The organism is Roseomonas rosulenta, assembly GCF_016106005.1.
GTDB lineage: Bacteria > Pseudomonadota > Alphaproteobacteria > Acetobacterales > Acetobacteraceae > Neoroseomonas > Neoroseomonas rosulenta.
The window spans coordinates 1-17,708 of the sequence record NZ_JACADR010000075.1 but is presented as its reverse complement, the minus strand read 5'-3'; the positions used below and the strand labels follow the sequence as shown (position 1 = coordinate 17,708).

Genomic DNA, 17,708 nt, shown 5'->3' with positions numbered 1-17,708 from the left:
CGCCCCCGCCGGCCCCGCCGACCTTCGAGCCCCCGCCGGGTGGCGCCTTCGGCACCGCGCCCGCGCCCGCGCGCCGCTTCGACGCGGGGATGGGTCTGGCGGTCGCGCGCCGCACCGTGCTGCGCGCCGAGGACCAGGAGGATTTCGGCCGCGTCGCCACGCGCGTCGCCGTCGGCAACATGAGCCTGCTTGGCCGGGACCTGACGCCGGCCGACCAGGCGGAACAGGCGATGCTGCGCAACGCCATCGCCAGCGGCGCGCTCATCACCTCGGGCCGGCATCTGCAGCACGGCGATGCGCGCCAGGCGCGGCGCAACATGGAGGTCTTCACCAACTGCGCCACCGCCGGCGCCTCCTTCACCAAGTTCTACCTGCTGCTCAATGGCGCGGGCGTGGGGCGCGCCTATGACGACGCGCTCTGCCCGGTGGACTGGGCGGAGGCGCCCGACCTGCTGCTGTATCTCGCGCCCACTCACGCCGACTGGCCGCATGACCGCGCCGCGCTGCACCGCTTCGGCGTGGAGCTCGGCCTGCTGCGCTGGGGCATGGGCCCCGACGCCTTCGGCGACATCGAGGAAGCCGATGTGCGCGGGTTCCTCGCGCGCGAGCTGGTGCACGACCTCGCGCGCGTGCCGGCGGATGCCGTGCGTCACCGCATCGCCGACACGCGCGAGGGCTGGGCGCGGGCTGTCGAGATCCTGGAAGGCATGGCGTATCGCGGCGCGCGCGGGCGCACGCTGCTGCTCGACCTGTCCGACATCCGCCCGCTCGGCGCGCCGATCCGGGGCATGCAGGGCCGCCCGGCCTCCGGCCCGCTGTCGCTGCTGCGCGCCTTCATCACCCTGCGGCGCGAGGTGATCGAGGCGGCGCGCGACCGCGACCCGGAGGGCGAGGCGATGCGCCCCTGGGAGCAGGCGCTGCGCGCCGACCACATCCTGTCCACCGAGGTGCAGGTGGGCGGCGCGCGCCGTGCCGCCCGCATGGCGACGAAATCCTGGCGCGACCCGGGCGCGCTGCGCTTCGTGCGGCTGAAGGCGGAGGGCGGGCTGTGGACCGCCAACCATTCGCTGATGGTCGATGCGGAGTTCTGGGATCGCGTCGGGCGCACGGATGACGAACCACTGACGCGCCATGCGCGCGCGCTGTTCGCCGCCGCCACGGCCTGCGCCTACGTGAATGGCGAGCCCGGCTTCATCAACGGCGACCGGCTCGAGGATGCGCACACCGGCTTCGCGCGCGCCAAGCCCGCCACCGCCGAGGCCGGATCCTCGCGCTACCGCGTGCGGGACGGCGCGGCGTTGCTGGCCGAAGTCGCGCGCCGCGCCGCCACCGCCGATTTCCCGGTCACGACGAACCCCTGCGGCGAGGTGGTGCTGCATGTCACCGGCGGGTATTGCGTGATCGCGGATTTCGCGCCGCTGCTGGCCTGCCCCGTGCCGCTCGAGACGCTGGCGCCCCGCGCGCTGCCCCCGGAGGTGGCGCGCGCCTGGGACGAACGTGTGGGGGCCGCCGTTCGCCTCGGCGTGCGCTTCCTGATCCGGGTGAACCGGATGGATGCGCTCTATGCCGCGGAGGTGGCGCGCACCAACCGCATCGGCATCGGCCCGACCGGGCTGCACGAATGGGCCTGGGCGCGCTTCGGCCTCGCCTTCCGCGACCTGCTGGACGAGGACCGCGCGCGGCCCTTCTGGGAGGCGCTGGCACGGCTGTCGGCGGCGGCGAAGCAGGAGGCGACGACGTATGCCGCCGCACTCGGCATGGCGGCGCCGGCCACGGTCACGACCATCAAGCCGGCGGGCACCACCAGCAAGCTGTTCGGGCTGACCGAGGGCGCGCACCTGCCCGCGCGCCGGCAATACCTGCGCTGGGTACAGTTCCGCGGCGGGCCGGACGGCAAGGGCGGCTGGCTGCCGGGCGGCGATCCGCTGGTCGCGGACTACGCGGCGCGCGGCTATCCGGTGCGTGCGCTGGAAACCTTTCCTGGTGTGTCCATCGTCGGCTTCCCGACGCTGCCGCTGATCCAGCGCCTGGGCATCGGCGATCGCCTGGTCACCGCGCCGGAAGCGAGCCCCGAGGAGCAGTATCGCTGGCTCGGCCTGCTGGAACGCCACTGGATCGGGGCGCATCGCGGCAACCAGGTCTCCTACACGCTCAAGATCGCGACCGAGCGTGTGGGGCTCGAGGAATTCCGCGCTATACTCCGCGCGCACCAGCCGCGTCTGCGCTGCTGCGCCGTGCTGCCGTCCCGGCCGGATCGCGATCTCGGCTATGAATACCTGCCGGAGGAGGAGGTCGATGCGGAGCGCTTCCGCGCCATCGTCGCCGCGATCGACGACCCCGGCGTGGCGGAGGCGGTCGACCTCGCGCGGCTGCAATGCGAGGCGGGGGTCTGCCCGATCTAGAGCAGATCCCGATCGGGTGGAATCATCTGATCGGGTGAAGATGCTCGTGAAAACAACAGGCTAGAGGCGTTGTAGCGAGCCGAGGCGAGCGGAAACGGCTCTAGCCCTTGAAGGGCTGCACCAGCAGCCGGTCGATCCGCTGCTCGGTATCGGCGCGCAACCCCTCCACGCCGATCACCATGCCGAGCTGCCCCTTCGCGGGCTCGGCCACGTAGGTGCCGAAGATCCGGTCCCAGACCGACAGGCAGAAGCCGAAGTCGCTGTCCGTCTCGGCGCGGATCTCGGAGTGATGGACGCGGTGCATGTCGGGTGTGACCAGCACCCGGCGCAGTGGGCGTTCGAGCCAGGGGGGCATCGCGACATTGGCGTGGTTGAACAGCGAGGTCGCGTTCAGCAGCACCTCGAAGACCAGCACCGCCTCGGGCGGCGCGCCGAGGGCCACCACCGCCACGCCCTTGATCGCAAGCGAGAGCAGGATCTCGACCGGGTGGAAGCGCAGCCCCGAGGATGCATCGAGCTCCGGGTCGGCGTGATGCACCCGGTGCAGCCGCCACAGCAGCGGCACGGCGTGGAAGACGCGATGCTGGAAGTAGATCAGCAGGTCGAGCAGCGGCACTGCCGCCGGCGCCGCCACCCAGAAGGGCACGCCGAGCGCGGGGAACAGCCCGAGCCCGCGCGATTCCGCCCAGATCGCGATGCCGACCGCCCCGGCCGGCGCCGCCAGGCGCAGCAGCAGCGTCGACAGCGCCACAAGCCCGAAATTCGACGGCCAGCGCCGCCAGGCCAGGCGCTGCGGGCGGCGCGGGAAGGCGTGTTCCAGCGCCGCCATCGCGACCAGTACGACGGCAAAGACCGACAGCCGGATCAGGGGTTCCTGCGCGAGCATGGCGGTGCATGTAGCGCGCCGGGGCGCGGCGTGCAGGGGCGGCGCGCCGCGAACCACCCGGGGCGGCTCCGGGCGCCCCCTTGCCCGCCGGGCCGCGTGGGGAGACGATGCGCGAAAGGAGACCCTCCATGCCCCTGCGCCTCGCCATCCTGCTTGCCCTCGCGCCGCTGCCCGCGCTGGCGCATCACCCGATGGGCGGGGCTGTGCCCTCCACGGCATGGGAGGGCTTCGCCTCGGGCGTCGGGCATCCGGTGATCGGGCTCGATCACCTGGCCTTCCTGCTGGCCGCGGGCGTGCTGGCCGCCACGCTCGGCACCGGGCGCGGGGCGGTCGCGATCCTCGCCTTCGTCGCGGGTGGCTTCCTCGGCAGCCTCGCGCATGTGGCGGGCATCGGCTTCGGCCCGGTCGAGGCGCTGGTCGCGCTCAGCCTGGTCGCGGCGGGGCTGGCGCTGCTGTGGCGCGGCGTGCCGGCGGCACTGGTGCCGGCGGGTTTCGCGCTGGCCGGCCTCGTGCATGGCCATGCCTTCGCGGAGGCGGTGATCGGCGCCGAGGCCACGCCGATCCTGGCCTATCTGCTCGCTCTCGCGCTGACGCAGGCGGCGATCGGGCTCGGCACCATGCTGGCGGCGCGGCGGATCGGCGCCGATGCGCCGCGGCTGCGCATCCCGGCCGGTACGGCGGCGACGCTGGCCGGCGTGGTGTTCCTGGCGATGGCGGCCTGATCCCTCACGCCTGGCGGCCGAACCACCGCACGGCGGCGAAGCCTGCCAGCACGACCAGCGCGACATGGCCGAAGGCGAGGCCCCAGGCCAGCGCCCCGTCGCCCCCCGCCGCGTCCAGCACCACGCCGCAGAGCAGCGGCCCGGCGAAGCCGCCCGCATAGCCGACCATGGAATGCAGCCCCATCGTCGCCCCGCGCAGCGCGGGGTCGGCCGCCTGCACCGTGCCCGCGGTGAGTGCCGAGCTGTCGAGGTAGATCGCCGCGTTCCAGGCGAAGACGGCGGCGACCGCCACCAGCGGCGCCGAGCCCATGGCGAAGCCCGTCACGGCGGCGAAGCCCGCGCCGCCCAGCATCGCCGCCGCCACCACGCGCCCGCGGCCGAAATGCTCCGACGCCTCGTTGCCCGAGAGCGAGACCGCGATGCCGAGCAGCCCCGCGAGCGTGAACAGCACGGTCGGCCCCGGTAGCCAGGCCGGCGGCGCATTGACGGCGAAGGACGCCGCGAGGAAGGCCACCGCCCAGGCGCGCAGCACCGCCATCTCGAGCGTATGCACGCAATACCCGGCGATCCAGGCCATGGCGCGGCGGTTCGCCAGCACCGGGCGGAAGTCGAGCAGCCTGGCCGCCACCGCGCGCGGCGGCGGCCGCGTATCGGGCAGGATAAGCAGCGCGATGGCGAAGGCGCCGGTGGCCAGCACGCCGCCCACGAGAAACGCGAAGGACGGCCCGCCCAGCGCGGCGCAAGCCCCCGCCAGCGCGAAGGAGGCCGCGCCCGCGATGCCCACGCCGGCCGCATGCCAGGAGACCGCGCGCGACTGCGCCGGCCCGCTCAGCGGATCGGCGATCGCCTTCAGCCCCGGCATATAGGCGCCCGCCCAGCCGATGCCCGCGATCGCCCGGAACACCAGGCCGCTCCAGAACCCCTCCGCCAGCAGCGCGAAGCCCAGATGCGCGAGCGCCGTGGCGCCGGTGCCGACCAGGTAGATCCGCCGCGCCGGCACGCGGTCGGTCAGCGCCAGCAGCACCGGAACGGCCGGCACATAGGCCGCGAAGAAGATGCCGATGAGCCAGCCCGCCTCGGTGCCCGACAGCGACCAGGCCTCGATGTAGCCCGGCAGCAGCGCGGGCAGGGTGAAGGCGCCAATCTGGGTCAGCACCTGTGCGGTCACCATGGCGGCGATGAAGCGCGGCGTGCCGGGTGCGACCTGCATGCGCGCGAGGCTAGGCCGGGCGCGTGCGCGCCGGAAGCGGGGTTGATCGCGGCGCGGTGCCGCCCGACACTCCGCCCGCAATCACGGAGGAAATCCATGCGCGTGGTGGAAACGCCCGAGGCGCTGAAGGCGCTGATCGGCCAGGAGCTCGGTGTGGGCGACTGGCTCGAGGTGACGCAGGAGATGATCGACCGCTTCGCCGAGGTCACCGGCGACCACCAGTGGATCCATGTCGATGTCGAGCGCGCGAAGCGCGAGATGCCCGGCGGCAAGACCATCGCGCATGGCTACCTGCTGCTGTCCTTGCTGCCGAAGCTGGGGGCAGGTGTCTACAAGGTCTCCTGGCCGTCGCGCACGCTGAACTACGGCTCGGACAAGGTGCGCATCATCAACCCGGTGCAGGCCGGCGACCGCGTGCGGCTGCGCCAGGCGCTGGTCGGCGTGGACGACGGCGCCAATGGCACGCACCGCATCGTGGTGCGCCAGACCATGGAGATCGAGGGCAAGGACAAGCCCGCCCTGATCGCCGACACCATCCGCATGACCTTCCCCTGAGCGAAGGAGACAGACGCATGAAGATCACCTGGTTCGGCCATTCCGCCTTCCGGCTGGAATTCGGCAGCTCGGTCGTGATGATCGACCCCTTCCTGACCGGCAACCCGGCCTTCGGCGGCGATGCCGAGGCCGCCAGCGCGGGGGCCACGCATGTGCTGCTCACGCACGGCCATGGCGACCACATCGGCGACACGGTGGCGATCTGCCAGCGCACCGGGGCGAAGCTGGTCACCAACTACGACCTCGCAATGCATCTCGCGCGCAAGGGGGTCGCGGCGCTGGATCCGATGAACACCGGCGGCACGACGGACCAGGGGGAGTTCACCGTCTCGCTCACCCAGGCGCTGCATTCCTCGGTCGAGCAGGACGAGGCCGGCGTCTCGCACTGCCTGGGCAACCCCAACGGCATCGTGGTGACGCCCAAGGACAAGGCGGAGCCGGTCGTCTACCACATGGGCGACACCGACATCTTCTCCGACATGGCGCTGGTCGATGAGCTGTATCGCCCGGCCGTGGCGATGGTGCCGATCGGCGACCGCTTCACCATGGGCCCGCGCAGCGCGGCACTCGCGCTGAAGCGCTTCCTGCCGAGCGTGCGCGTGGCGATCCCTTGCCACTACGCGACCTTCGGCCTGCTGCTGCCCGATGCCTCCGGCTTCCTGCGCGAGATGGAAGGTGCCTCCGCCCGCGTGCTGGTGCCCGAGAAGGGCAAGGCCTTCACCCCGTGACGGCGCTGCCCGGGCTCGAGGACCTGACCACGCTGCGCGTCGAGGTCGCCGACCTCGTCGCGACCGTCACCATCGACCGCCCGCCGGTGAATGCCCAGAACGGCGCCTTCCGGGACGACATCGTGCGCGTCTTCGACGTGCTGCACGAGGCCGACCAGGTGCGCGCCATCGTGCTGACCGGCGCGGGCAAGACCTTCTCCGCCGGGGCCGACCTGAAGGACCGCCCGGATGCGTCGCGCCCCGGCGCCTTCCCGCGCCATTCGCGCGCCGTGCGCGCCGGCTTCGACTGCGTGATGGAATGCCGCAAGCCGGTGATCGCCGCGGTGAATGGTGCCGCGATCGGCGCGGGCTGCGTGCTCGCGCTGGTCTGCGACATCATTCTGGTGGCCGAGGACGCCTTCATGTCCATGACCGAGGTCGATGTCGGCCTGGCCGGCGGCGTGGCCCACGTGCTGAGGCATTTCGGGCAATCCGATGCGCGGATGTTCCTGCTGACCGCGCGGCGGCTCTCGGGCGCCGAGCTGTACCGCATGAACGTGGCCTCCGGCTGCTACACGAAGGCGGAGCTCCTGCCCGCCGCGCAGGCCATGGCGCGCGAGATCGCCGGCAAGGTGCCGCTCGCGGTCGAGGCGGCGAAGCGCGCCTTCACGCTGAACGAGTACATGCCGCTGCGCGAGGGCTATGTGTACGAGCAGACCCAGACCGCGCTGCTGGCCCGCACCGAGGACACGAAGGAAGCGCTGGCCGCCTTCGCGGAGAAGCGCAAGCCGGTGTTCCGCGGGCGGTAGAGCGGCGGCGCCGGGGGTGCATCCCGGCGCCGCGGCGGGCTATCCCCGCACCAGCCCCGCCGCGCGCATCGCCGCACCCAGCGTCGCGTCGGTGCGTTCCATGTGGCTGGCGAAGCCGGCGGCATCCCCCCACACCATCCCGAAGCCGCGCGCGTTCATGAAGTCCTTGAACTCGGCGCCGTTCCAGACCTTCTCGAGCGCCGCGGTGAGCTGTTGCGCGATCGGCGCGGGCAGGTTGAGCGGTGCCGCGATGCCGCGCCAGGCGCCGACGCTGTAGTTGATGCCGAGCGTCTCGTTCAGCGTCGGCACATTGGCGAATTGCGGGTTGCGGGCGGGCGCCATGATCGCGAGCGAGCGCGCCCGCCCGGCTTCGATGATCGCCCGCGCCTCGGGCACCGAGCAGGTGACGATGTCCAGGCCGCCGGCCGCCAGGTCCTGCATGGCCGGCGCCGCGCCGTTCGAGGGAACCCAGCGCACATGGTCGGCGGCGAGGCCCATGGCACCCAGCCAGCCGGCGAGTGCGAGGTGCCAGATGCCGCCCTGGCCGGTGCCCGAGGCCTTGAACTGACCGGGCCGCGACGCCTTGATCGCATCCGCCAGCGCCTTGATGTCGCGGTAGGGCGAACTGGCATTCACCTGCACGCCCGGCGGGTCCTCGTTCATCAGCGCGAGCGGCGTGTAGGAGGTGCGCTTGAGCTCGGTCAGGCCCTGCCAGTGCATCATGCAGATCTCGACCGTAATCATGCCGATCGTGTAGCCGTCGGGTGCCGCCTGCGCGATCGCGCTGTGGCCCACCACGCCCGACCCGCCGGTGCGGTTCACCACGTTGAAGGGCTGGCCCATCTCCTTCTCGAGCAGGGAGGCGACGATGCGCGCGGTGGCGTCGGTGCCCCCGCCAGCGCCCCAGGGCACCACGACCTGCACGGGCCGCGCGGGATAGCGCGGCTGCGCCAGTGCCGGGCGCGCGAAGGGCGCAAGCGCACCGGCGGCGAGCGCGCCGCGGCGGGTGATCTGGACCATGTTCTCTGTTTCCTCCTGTTGGTGGAACGACGCTATCGCGCGGCTTCCCTCGGCTGCAAGCGCCGCAGCACCCACACGCCCGCCGGCCAGAGCAGCGCGGTGATGGTGAGCGCGGCCAGCGCCGAGGAGACGGGGCGGTCGAAGAAGGGCAGGATCTCCCCGTCCGACTTGATCAGCGAGGTCACCAGGTTCTGCTCGACCATGGTGCCCATGACGATGCCGAGCACGAGGGCCGCCACCGGATAGCCGTTGCGCTCCATCATGTAGCCGAGCACGCCGAAGGCCGCCACCAGCACGATCGCAAAGGCGTTGTTGCCGATCGCGAAGGCACCGACCGCGCAGAGCAGCAGGATCAGCGGCATCGCCCCCGCGCGCGGCGCGCGCAGCACCTGGCGCGAGGCGCGGATCATCATGATGCCGAGCGGGATCATGAGCACGTTCGCGATGATGAAGATGAGATACAGCGCGTACATGCTGCTCGCCTTCTCGGTGAACAGCGTGGGGCCGGGGTTCAGCCCCTTCATGTAGAGCACGCCGATCGCGATGGCGGTGATGGTGTCGCCCGGGATGCCGAACAGCAACGCCGGCACCCAGCCGCCGGCCAGCGCGGAATTGTTCGCCGCCCCGGATTCCACCAGGCCCTCGGGATGGCCGGTGCCGAACTTCTCGCGCTCGGCCGAAAAGCGCTTGGATGTCGCATAGGCGACCCAGGCCGCCATGTCCGCACCCGCGCCCGGCAGCGCGCCGATCAGCACGCCCACGATGTTGCCGCGCCACATCTGCTTTTGGTAGCGGCGCGTCAGCGCCCACTGCCCGGCCAGGATCGACCCGAAGCGGCGGTTCGGAATGGGCGGCGGCGGCGCGCTGGCCATGGCGCGCATGACCTCGCTGACGGCAAACACGCCCACCAGCGCGGGCAGCGCCTCGATCCCGCCCAGCAGGTCCACACTGCCGAAGGTGAAGCGCGGCACGCCGCCCGGATTCTCGATGCCGACGCAGGCCACCAGCAGCCCGAGCAGCGCGGCGGCGATCGCCTTGATGGGCGAGGAGCGCGCGACCAGCGTTGCGCACATCAGCCCGAGAAACGACAGCCAGAAGTATTCGTAGGTCGAGAAGGACAGTGCGATCTCGGCGAGTGCCGGGGCCATCACCATCAGGCAGACCGTGCCGACGATGCCGCCGATGGCGCTGAACCACAGCGATGCGCCGAGGGCGAGTTCCGCCTGGCCCTTGCGCGTCAGCGCATAGGCCTCGTCGGTATAGGCGGCCGAGGCCGGCGTGCCGGGGATGCGCATCAGGCAGCCCGGGATGTCGCCCGAGAAGATCGCCATGGCGGAGGAGGTGATAATCGTCGCCACCGCCGCGATCGGCGACAGGTAGAAGGTGACCGGCACCAGCAGCGCCGTCGCCATGGTGGCGGTGAGCCCCGGCAGCGCGCCGATCACCATGCCATAGACGGCCGAGGCCAGGACGGCGATGGCGACCTCCGTCGTCGCCACCATGGCCAGCGCTTCGAGCACGGCGTTCATGCCCAGGGCGCCGGCATCAGGCCCTCGGGCAATGGCACGCGCAGCAGCTTGTAGAACACCAGGTGCACGCCGGGCGGAGCCAGCAGCGCGAGGCCGATGGCAAGCCGCCACGACGCGCCCAGTGCCAGCGCGCAGGCCAGCACCATGATCGCCGCGGTCGGCAGGAAGCCGAGCCGCTCGACGGCCAGCACGTAGAACAGCAGCAGCGCGGGCGGCACCATCGCGGCCAGCGGCGCGAAGCGGCCGAGCCGCCCGGCGAGGCCCGGCGCCACCGCATCCGGATCGCCCTCGGGCTCCTCGAAGGAGCGCCCGATGCCGAGCGCGATCAGTACTCCGCAGAGCATGAGCCCGCCGCCGATCACCATGGGGAACACCGCAGGCCCGACATCCTGGCCGGGCACGCCCGGCAGGCGCGACCCGCCCCAGAACGCAAGCGCGCCGAGCAGCACCAGGAAGGTGCCCGTGACCCGGTCCGACAGATGCATGTGGTGTTTCTCTCCCCTGCGCGGACGTTGCCGCCGCGCGAGGCTAGACCATCGCGCGGTGCGCTGTCAGCGGGCAGCGCAGCAAGAGCTTTGGGGTTGCGGCGGGCGCACCGCGCTGTCTAGGCTGCTATAGCAAGCCGGGCCTCGTGAATGCCGGCGGATGAGGAAACGGCACGATGAAGCTTGGCGCAGCCATCGCCGAGATCATGAAGCGTGAGGGTATCCGCATCCTCACGGGCTATCCGGTCAACCACCTGATCGAATTCGCGGCGGAGATCGACATCCGTCCCATCATGGTGCGCCAGGAACGCATCGGGCTGCACATGGCGGATGGCATCAGCCGCGTGACCTCGGGGCGCACCATCGGGGCCTTCTGCATGCAGCACGGGCCGGGCTCCGAGAACGCCTATGGCGGCGTCGCGCAATGCTACGGGGAGAGCATTCCCGTCCTCGTGCTGCCGATGGGCTATCCGCGGCGGTTGGCCCACATCGACCCGAACTTCAATTCCTCGGTGCAGATGCGCGGCATCACGAAATCCGCCGAGCCGATCATGTCGGCCGCCGAGGTGCCGAACATCCTGCGCCGCGCCTTCTCGCGCCTGCGCAACGGGCGCGGCGGGCCCGTGCTGGTCGAGATCCCGACCGACATGTGGAACGAGGAAGTGCCCGAGCCGCTGGCCTATACGCCGGTCATCGCCACGCGCTACGGCCCCGACCCGACCGATGTTGCGCGCGCAGCTGATGCGCTGGCGGCGGCGAAGCGGCCCGTGATCTATGCCGGCACCGGCGTGCACTGGGCGCGCGCCTGGCCGCAGCTGAAGGCACTGGCGGAACTGCTTGCGGCGCCGGTCACCACCAGCCTCGGCGGCAAGTCCTCCTTTCCGGAAGATCATGCGCTGGCGCTGGGGTCGGGCGGGTTGGCCATCCCGAAGCCGGTGCGGCATTTCCTCGACAATGCCGACCTCATCCTCGGCATCGGGTGTTCCTTCACCGAGACCAATTTCGGCGTGAAGATGCCGGCGGGGAAGAAGATCATCCACGCGACGCTCGACCCCGACCACCTGGACAAGGATGTCGCCTGCGAGATCGGCCTCGTGGGCGATGCCGGCCTCACGCTCGATGCGCTGCTGGCGGAGCTGGCCGGGCGCGTGAAGGTGCGGCGCGATCACGGCCCGGTGGCCGCCGAGATCGCGCAGCACCGCGCCGAATGGCTCGCCGCCTGGGCTGCCAAGACCGATAGCGACGCCGAGCCGCTCAACCCCTACCGCGTGCTGCGCGACCTGTGGCGCACGGTGGATGTGGACAACACCATCATCACCCATGATGCGGGGTCGCCGCGCGACCAGCTCTCGCCCTTCTGGGTGGCGCGCACGCCGCTGTCCTACCTGGGCTGGGGCAAGACGACGCAGCTGGGCTACGGGCTCGGCCTGGCGATGGGGGCGAAGCTCGCCGCTCCCGACAAGCTCTGCATCAATGTCTGGGGCGATGCGGCCATCGGCTTCACGGGGATGGATTTCGAGACCGCGGTGCGCGAGCGCATCCCGATCCTGTCCATCCTGCTGAACAATTTCTCCATGGCGATCGAGCTGAAGGTGATGCCGGTCAGCACGGAAAAGTATCGCTCGACCGACATTTCGGGCGACTATGCCGCCATGGCGCGCGCCTTCGGCGGCTATGGCGAGCGCGTGACCAAGGTGGCCGACATCATCCCCGCCATCCGGCGGGGCATCGAGCAGACAAGGAACGGAACCCCAGCGCTGCTGGAGTTCATCACATCCAAGGAAACCGCCGTCTCGCGCCTGTAGCGCGCCGCGGCCACGAGGCGGGGAACGCACCCCGCCCGCCACATGAGGGAGGCTGAATGGCCACGGTCGACATCCGGGACGTGCGGAAGAATTTCGGCACGACGAAGATCCTGCACGGGGTCTCCGTCGCGATCGAGGACGGGCAGTTTGTCGTCCTCGTCGGCCCCTCGGGCTGCGGGAAGTCGACCCTGCTGCGCATGCTGGCGGGGCTCGAGAACATTACAGGCGGGGAGATCGCGATCGGCGGGCGGGTGGTCAACAATGTCCCGCCCAAGGACCGGGACATCGCCATGGTGTTCCAGAACTACGCGCTCTATCCGCACATGACCGTGTTCCAGAACATGGCCTTCTCCATGAAGCTCGCCGGCGCACCGAAGGAGGTGATGGAGCGCGAGGTGCAGAAGGCGGCGAAGATCTTGGGCCTCAATGAACTGCTGCACCGCTTTCCGCGCCAGCTTTCCGGCGGGCAGCGCCAGCGCGTGGCGATGGGCCGCGCCATCGTGCGCAACCCGCAGGTCTTCCTGTTCGACGAGCCGCTGTCGAACCTCGATGCCAAGCTGCGCGTGCAGATGCGCTCCGAGATCAAGGAACTTCACCAGCGCCTGAAGGTCACCACCGTCTATGTCACGCACGACCAGATCGAGGCCATGACCATGGCCGACCTGATCGTGGTGATGAACCACGGTCGCATCGAGCAGGCCGGCGCGCCTCTGGAACTGTATGACCGACCCGCCAACCTGTTCGTCGCCGGGTTCATCGGATCGCCGGCGATGAACATGCTGGAAGGGCGGATCGAGGGCGGTGCCTTCCGCACCGCCGACGGCACCACTTGGCCGCTGCCGGCCAATGGCCATGCGCCGGGCGGCGACGTGGTGTACGGTATCCGCCCCGAGCATTTCCGGCTCGACCCCGAGGGCGGGTTGCCCGGTACGGTTCAGATCGTGGAGCCGACCGGCTCCGAGACGCAGGTGGTCCTGCGGATCGGGCAGTCGCAGTTCCACGGTGCCTTCCGCGAACGCATCTCGGCGCGACCGGGTGACGTCCTGCCCGTGTCGCCGGATCCGGCGCTGGTCCATCTGTTCGACCGGCAGACCGGGCAGCGGATCTGACGCAACGGCAACAAGGGAGGAAGCAAGAATGACCGAGTTCACACGTCGCACGGTCCTCGGGCTCGGCGGTTCCGCGATCGCGCTCTCGGCGCTCAAGGGCGGCGAGGCCTGGGCCCAGGCGGCGCGCCCGATCCAGACCGTCGCCGCGACCATGCCGAACCTGCCGATCGAGAGCGGCGCGACGCTGCGCCTGATCCGGCCCACGCGCTTCGTCGAACCCGACGAGGTGATCTTCCGCGAGAACATCGCGAAGTTCACGCAGGAGACCGGCGTGCAGGTGCGCGCCGACTTCGTGGGCTGGGAGGACATCCGCTCTCAGACCGCCGTCACCGCCAACACCGGCGCGGGGCCGGACATGGTGATCGGCTGGGGCGACGACCCCCATGTCTATGCCGACAAGGTGGTCGAGTTGTCGGACATCGCGGAATACCTGGGGACCAAGTATGGCGGGTGGATGTTCCTCGCCGACAAGTTCGGCAAGCGGGCGCGCAGCAACAACTGGATCGGCATCCCGATGGGCGGGTCCACGGGCCCGATCGTCTATCGCATCTCGGCGGTGCGCGAGGCCGGCTTCACCGAGATCCCGCAGGACCATGCCGGCTTCCTGCGGCTGATGCAGGCGCTCAAGCGCATCAACAAGCCGGGCGGCTTCGCGCTGGGCAATGCGGTGGGCGACGGCAACGGCACCGCCAACTGGCTGCTCTGGTCGCATGGCGGCTACATGGTGGATGAGGACGGCAAGGTCGCGGTCAACAGCCGGGAGACGATCGCGTCGCTCAACTACCTCAAGGAGCTGTACCCCACCTTCGTGGACGGCACGCTCTCCTGGCTCGACCCGTCCAACAACCGCGCCTATGCGTCTCAGCAGACCTTCCTCACGCCGAATGGCGTGTCGCTGTACTTCGCGCTGAAGAACGACCCGGCGACGCGCGCGATCGCCGAGGACACGGACCACGCGCCGCTGCCGCGCGGCGTGGCGACCGGCACGCCGCAATCGGCCACCATCCTGAACGCGATGGTGTTCAAGCACACGCGCTTCCCGAATGCGGCGAAGCGGCTCATCGCCTACATGATGGAAGGCGAGCAGTATGACCGCTGGCTGACCGGCTGCCTCGGCTACTGGTCGCACCCGCTGCGCGCCTATTCCAACAGCGCGGTGTGGGACAGCGACCCGAAGCTCGCGGTTTACCGCAACGGCATGGATCACCCCTTCTGGTCCGGCTACAAGGGGCCGATCACGCAGGCCTCCGGCACCGTCGCGTCGGAATATATCATGATCCAGATGTATGCGTCCGTCGCGTCCGGCCAGGCGACGCCGGAAGCGGCGGCGCGTGAGGCCGAACGGCGCATCCGCCGCTACTATCGCTGAACCCGCCGCGCGCCGCCGGTTATCCGGCGGCGCGCCGAGCGCCGGAGGGCCCCATGTCCGTCACCGCGGTCGAGACAGAAACCTGGACCAGGCCGAAGCAACAGAAGAACGCGCTCGTGCGCCTGTTCGACTGGAAGCCCTTCCTCATCTTCATCTGCCTGCTGCCCGCGATCGGGCTGCTCATGGTATTCCTCACCTATCCGCTCGGCCTGGGCATCTGGCTCGCGTTCACCGACACCACGATCGGGCGCAGCGGCAAGTGGATCGGGCTCGAGAACTTCGAATGGCTGATGGAGGACCCGATCTTCTGGAGCGCGGTCTTCTACAGCGTGTTCTACACCACGGTCGCCACCGTGCTGAAGTTCGGCCTGGGTCTGTGGCTGGCGCTGCTGCTGAACAACCACCTGCCGTTCAAGTCGATGCTGCGCGCCATCATCCTGTTGCCGTGGATCGTGCCGACGGTGCTCTCGGCGATCGCCTTCTGGTTCATCTACGACCCGCAGTTCTCGATCATTTCCTACATGCTGGTCGAGGTGCTGGGCTGGCGGGACACCAACATCAACTTCCTGGGCGAGGCCTGGCCCGCGCGCTGGTCGTTGATCGCGGCCAATGTCTGGCGCGGCATCCCCTTCGTCGCGATCTCGCTGCTGGCCGGGCTGCAGACCATCTCGCCTTCGCTGTACGAGGCTGCGCTGCTGGACGGCGCATCGCCATGGCAGCGTTTCCGCTTCATCACCTTCCCGATGCTGCTGCCGATCCTGGCGATCGTGATGACCTTCAGCATCATCTTCACTTTCACCGACTTCCAGCTGGTCTATGCCATCACGCGCGGCGGTCCGGTGAACGCGACGCAGATCATGGCGACGCTGGCCTTCCAGAAGGGCATCCCGGGCGGGCAGCTCGGCGAGGGTGCGGCGATCGCGGTCTCCATGATCCCCTTCCTGGTCTTCGCCACCCTGTTCAGCTATTTCGCCCTCGCGCGGCGCAAGTGGCAGCAGGGCGAGGCGAACGACTGAGCGCGCGGAGAACGCCCCGATGAGTGACGCCGTCGCCGAGACCAAGCCGCCCACCGCATCCACGACCGATGCGCCCGAACTGCTGTCCTGGGACAGCAAGGCGCGGCGCGTGGTGGTGCTCTATGTGCCGCTGCTGTGCTTCGTCCTCATCCTGCTGTTCCCGTTCTATTGGATGACGATGACGGCGTTCAAGCCGAACGCGGAGCTGTACAACCTCAGGGACCACAACCCGTTCTGGATCAGCAGCCCGACGCTCGACCACATCCATCACCTGCTGTTCAACACGGCCTATCCGAAGTGGTTGTGGACGACGATGATGGTGGCGGTCGCCTCGACGTTCCTGTCGCTGCTGGCCTCGACGCTCGCGGCCTACGCGATCCAGCGGCTGCGCTTCCGTGGCAGCCAGTATGTGGGCCTGGGCATCTACCTCGCCTACCTGGTGCCGCCGTCGATCCTGTTCATCCCGCTCGCGACCATCGTCTTTCAGCTCGGGCTGTTCGACACGCCCTTCGCGCTGATTCTTGTCTATCCGACCTTCCTCATCCCGTTCTGCACCTGGCTGCTGATCGGGTACTTCAAGTCGATCCCCTACGAGCTCGAGGAATGCGCGCTGATCGACGGTGCCACGCGCCTGCAGATCCTGCGCCAGATCACGCTGCCGCTGGCGGTGCCGGGGCTGATCAGCGCGGGCATCTTCTCCTTCACGCTGTCCTGGAACGAGTTCATCTACGCGCTCGCCTTCATCCAGAGCAGCGAGAACAAGACCGTGGCGGTGGCCATCCTGACCGAGCTGGTCACCGGGGACGTCTACCAGTGGGGCGCGCTGATGGCGGGCGCGCTGCTGGGCTCTCTGCCGGTCGCGATCTTCTATTCCTTCTTCGTGGACTACTACGTCTCCTCCCTCACCGGCGCGGTGAAGGAATAGGGGCGCGCAACCAGGAGAGACCACCTTGGCGAAGTACACCATCCTCACGCCCGCCGGCGCATCCTTCATCACGGGCGGCGGCGGCTATGCCTACGAGATGGAGGCGCTGGAAGGCCTCGATGCCGAGATCGTCGAATGCCCCGCCACCGAGGCCGGCTTCATCGCCGTCGCGCCCACCGCGGATGCCGTCTATGCCAAGGGGATGAAGTTCACCGCGGCGATGATCAACGCGCTCAGCAAGTGCCGCCACATCGCGCTCGGCACCGTGGGCGTGGACTATGTCGATGTCGCCGCCGCCACGGCCAAGGGCATCCCGGTCACCAACTGCCCCGACACCTTCATCGAGGAAGTGGCCGACCATGCGATGATGCTGCTGCTGGCCGCGCATCGCCGCTGCATCGAGCAGGACCGCATGGTGCGCGAGGGCCGCTGGTCCGAAGGCCGACCGCAGCTTCTGCAGATCCCGCGCCTGATGGGCCAGACGCTGGGCTTCATCGGCTTTGGCCGCGTCGCCCGCGCGACCGCCCGGCGTGCGAAGGCCTTTGGGCTGCACATGAAGGCCTTTGATCCGTATGTGGAGGAGCTCACGCTCTCCGCCCTCGGCGTCGAACCAGCATCGCTGGGCGAGGTGCTCTCCACCTCCGACTTCGTGTCGATGCACCTGCCCGACACGCCCGAGACGCGCGGGTTCCTCAAGGAAAACCATTTCCGGCAGATGAAGCCCAACGCGATCTTCATCACCACCGGCCGCGGGCCGACGGTGAACGAGGCGGCGCTGATCAAGGCGCTCGAGGAGAAGTGGATCGCCGGCGCCGGCCTCGACGTGTTCGAGATCGAGCCCACGCGGCAGGACAACCCGTTGCACCGGATGCCACACATCATCCTCTCTCCGCACAATGCCTCGGCTTCGTCGCGCTTCGACCCGGCGCGCAAGCGGCGCGTGGGGCAGGAGCTGGCGCTGACGCTCAGCGGCAAGTGGCCGATGTCCTGCGTGAACCCGACGGTGCTCGCGACATCGAGCCTCAAGCGCTGGCAGCCCTACGGGATGGAGCGCGGCCCGAATTCCTGAGCGACCATCCGCGCCGCGCCCGGGCATGCGCCCGCCGCGGCGCGGCATCGCCGCCATCGGGCGCGCGCTTCGCGGCCTGGCCGGCGCCCG

The 17,708-nt window shown here is 69.9% G+C and carries 16 protein-coding genes; 11 read left to right on the top strand and 5 right to left on the bottom strand.

Annotated features, from left to right (window positions below):
- On the top strand, positions 1–2,402 hold a 2,402-nt coding region (locus tag HW578_RS11560), incomplete at its 5' end, for a recombinase (protein ID WP_198370710.1).
- Between the two features lie 100 nt (positions 2,403–2,502).
- On the opposite strand, the gene HW578_RS11555 is transcribed toward HW578_RS11560, so the two are convergent.
- Positions 2,503–3,288 carry a sterol desaturase family protein gene (locus HW578_RS11555; protein WP_198370709.1) on the bottom strand — a complete coding sequence of 262 codons (786 nt, stop codon included), beginning with the start codon at positions 3,286–3,288 and terminating at the stop codon, positions 2,503–2,505.
- Between the two features lie 128 nt (positions 3,289–3,416).
- Here HW578_RS11555 and HW578_RS11550 point away from each other — a divergent pair, with 128 nt between their 5' ends.
- A complete protein-coding gene (locus tag HW578_RS11550; RefSeq protein ID WP_198370708.1) occupies positions 3,417–4,010 on the top strand; it encodes a HupE/UreJ family protein in 594 nt (197 codons plus the stop codon).
- A 4-nt stretch (positions 4,011–4,014) separates the two neighbouring features.
- Here HW578_RS11550 and HW578_RS11545 read toward each other — a convergent pair whose 3' ends face one another.
- The gene (locus HW578_RS11545) at positions 4,015–5,220 is read right to left on the bottom strand and encodes an MFS transporter (RefSeq protein WP_198370707.1); all 1,206 of its coding nucleotides are present in this window, start codon (positions 5,218–5,220) and stop codon (positions 4,015–4,017) included.
- A gap of 96 nt (positions 5,221–5,316) precedes the next feature.
- On the opposite strand from HW578_RS11545, the gene HW578_RS11540 reads away from it, so the two are divergent.
- From HW578_RS11540 to HW578_RS11530, 3 genes are read left to right on the top strand one after another with little or no spacing between them, the layout of a single operon-like run.
- Entirely contained in the window at positions 5,317–5,775 is a 459-nt protein-coding gene (locus tag HW578_RS11540) for a MaoC family dehydratase (RefSeq protein ID WP_198370706.1), read from the top strand.
- 17 nt (positions 5,776–5,792) lie between these two features.
- The gene (locus tag HW578_RS11535; RefSeq protein ID WP_198370705.1) at positions 5,793–6,503 is read left to right on the top strand and encodes a metal-dependent hydrolase; all 711 of its coding nucleotides are present in this window, start codon (positions 5,793–5,795) and stop codon (positions 6,501–6,503) included.
- Positions 6,500–7,291: an enoyl-CoA hydratase/isomerase family protein gene (locus tag HW578_RS11530; RefSeq protein ID WP_198370704.1), complete on the top strand. Its 792-nt coding sequence runs from the start codon at positions 6,500–6,502 to the stop codon at positions 7,289–7,291. The genes HW578_RS11535 and HW578_RS11530 overlap by 4 nt, the downstream gene beginning before the upstream one ends.
- 39 nt (positions 7,292–7,330) lie before the next feature.
- Here HW578_RS11530 and HW578_RS11525 read toward each other — a convergent pair whose 3' ends face one another.
- From HW578_RS11525 to HW578_RS11515, 3 genes are read right to left on the bottom strand one after another with little or no spacing between them, the layout of a single operon-like run.
- A complete protein-coding gene (locus tag HW578_RS11525; RefSeq protein ID WP_198370703.1) occupies positions 7,331–8,311 on the bottom strand; it encodes a tripartite tricarboxylate transporter substrate binding protein in 981 nt (326 codons plus the stop codon).
- A 32-nt stretch (positions 8,312–8,343) separates the two neighbouring features.
- Positions 8,344–9,840 carry a tripartite tricarboxylate transporter permease gene (locus HW578_RS11520; protein WP_198370702.1) on the bottom strand — a complete coding sequence of 499 codons (1,497 nt, stop codon included), beginning with the start codon at positions 9,838–9,840 and terminating at the stop codon, positions 8,344–8,346.
- Entirely contained in the window at positions 9,837–10,325 is a 489-nt protein-coding gene (locus HW578_RS11515; protein ID WP_198370701.1) for a tripartite tricarboxylate transporter TctB family protein, read from the bottom strand. Before HW578_RS11515 ends, HW578_RS11520 begins: the two co-directional genes overlap by 4 nt.
- A gap of 176 nt (positions 10,326–10,501) precedes the next feature.
- Here HW578_RS11515 and HW578_RS11510 point away from each other — a divergent pair, with 176 nt between their 5' ends.
- Genes HW578_RS11510 through HW578_RS11485 form a run of 6 tightly spaced genes read left to right on the top strand, consistent with a single transcriptional unit; the run spans position 10,502 to position 17,618 of the window.
- Positions 10,502–12,130: a thiamine pyrophosphate-requiring protein gene (locus HW578_RS11510; protein WP_198370700.1), complete on the top strand. Its 1,629-nt coding sequence runs from the start codon at positions 10,502–10,504 to the stop codon at positions 12,128–12,130.
- A 56-nt stretch (positions 12,131–12,186) separates the two neighbouring features.
- Complete coding sequence (locus tag HW578_RS11505) at positions 12,187–13,239, top strand: ABC transporter ATP-binding protein (protein WP_198370699.1); 1,053 nt, start codon at positions 12,187–12,189, stop codon at positions 13,237–13,239.
- Between the two features lie 28 nt (positions 13,240–13,267).
- Positions 13,268–14,608, top strand: coding sequence for an ABC transporter substrate-binding protein (locus HW578_RS11500; protein WP_198370698.1), 1,341 nt, complete (start codon positions 13,268–13,270; stop codon positions 14,606–14,608).
- Between the two features lie 53 nt (positions 14,609–14,661).
- Complete coding sequence (locus HW578_RS11495) at positions 14,662–15,624, top strand: carbohydrate ABC transporter permease (RefSeq protein WP_198370697.1); 963 nt, start codon at positions 14,662–14,664, stop codon at positions 15,622–15,624.
- A 19-nt stretch (positions 15,625–15,643) separates the two neighbouring features.
- Positions 15,644–16,549, top strand: coding sequence for a carbohydrate ABC transporter permease (locus tag HW578_RS11490; RefSeq protein WP_198370696.1), 906 nt, complete (start codon positions 15,644–15,646; stop codon positions 16,547–16,549).
- A 25-nt stretch (positions 16,550–16,574) separates the two neighbouring features.
- Positions 16,575–17,618, top strand: a complete 1,044-nt coding sequence (locus tag HW578_RS11485; RefSeq protein ID WP_198370695.1) for a C-terminal binding protein — start codon at positions 16,575–16,577, stop codon at positions 17,616–17,618.
- The last annotated feature ends 90 nt before the right edge of the window (positions 17,619–17,708 follow it).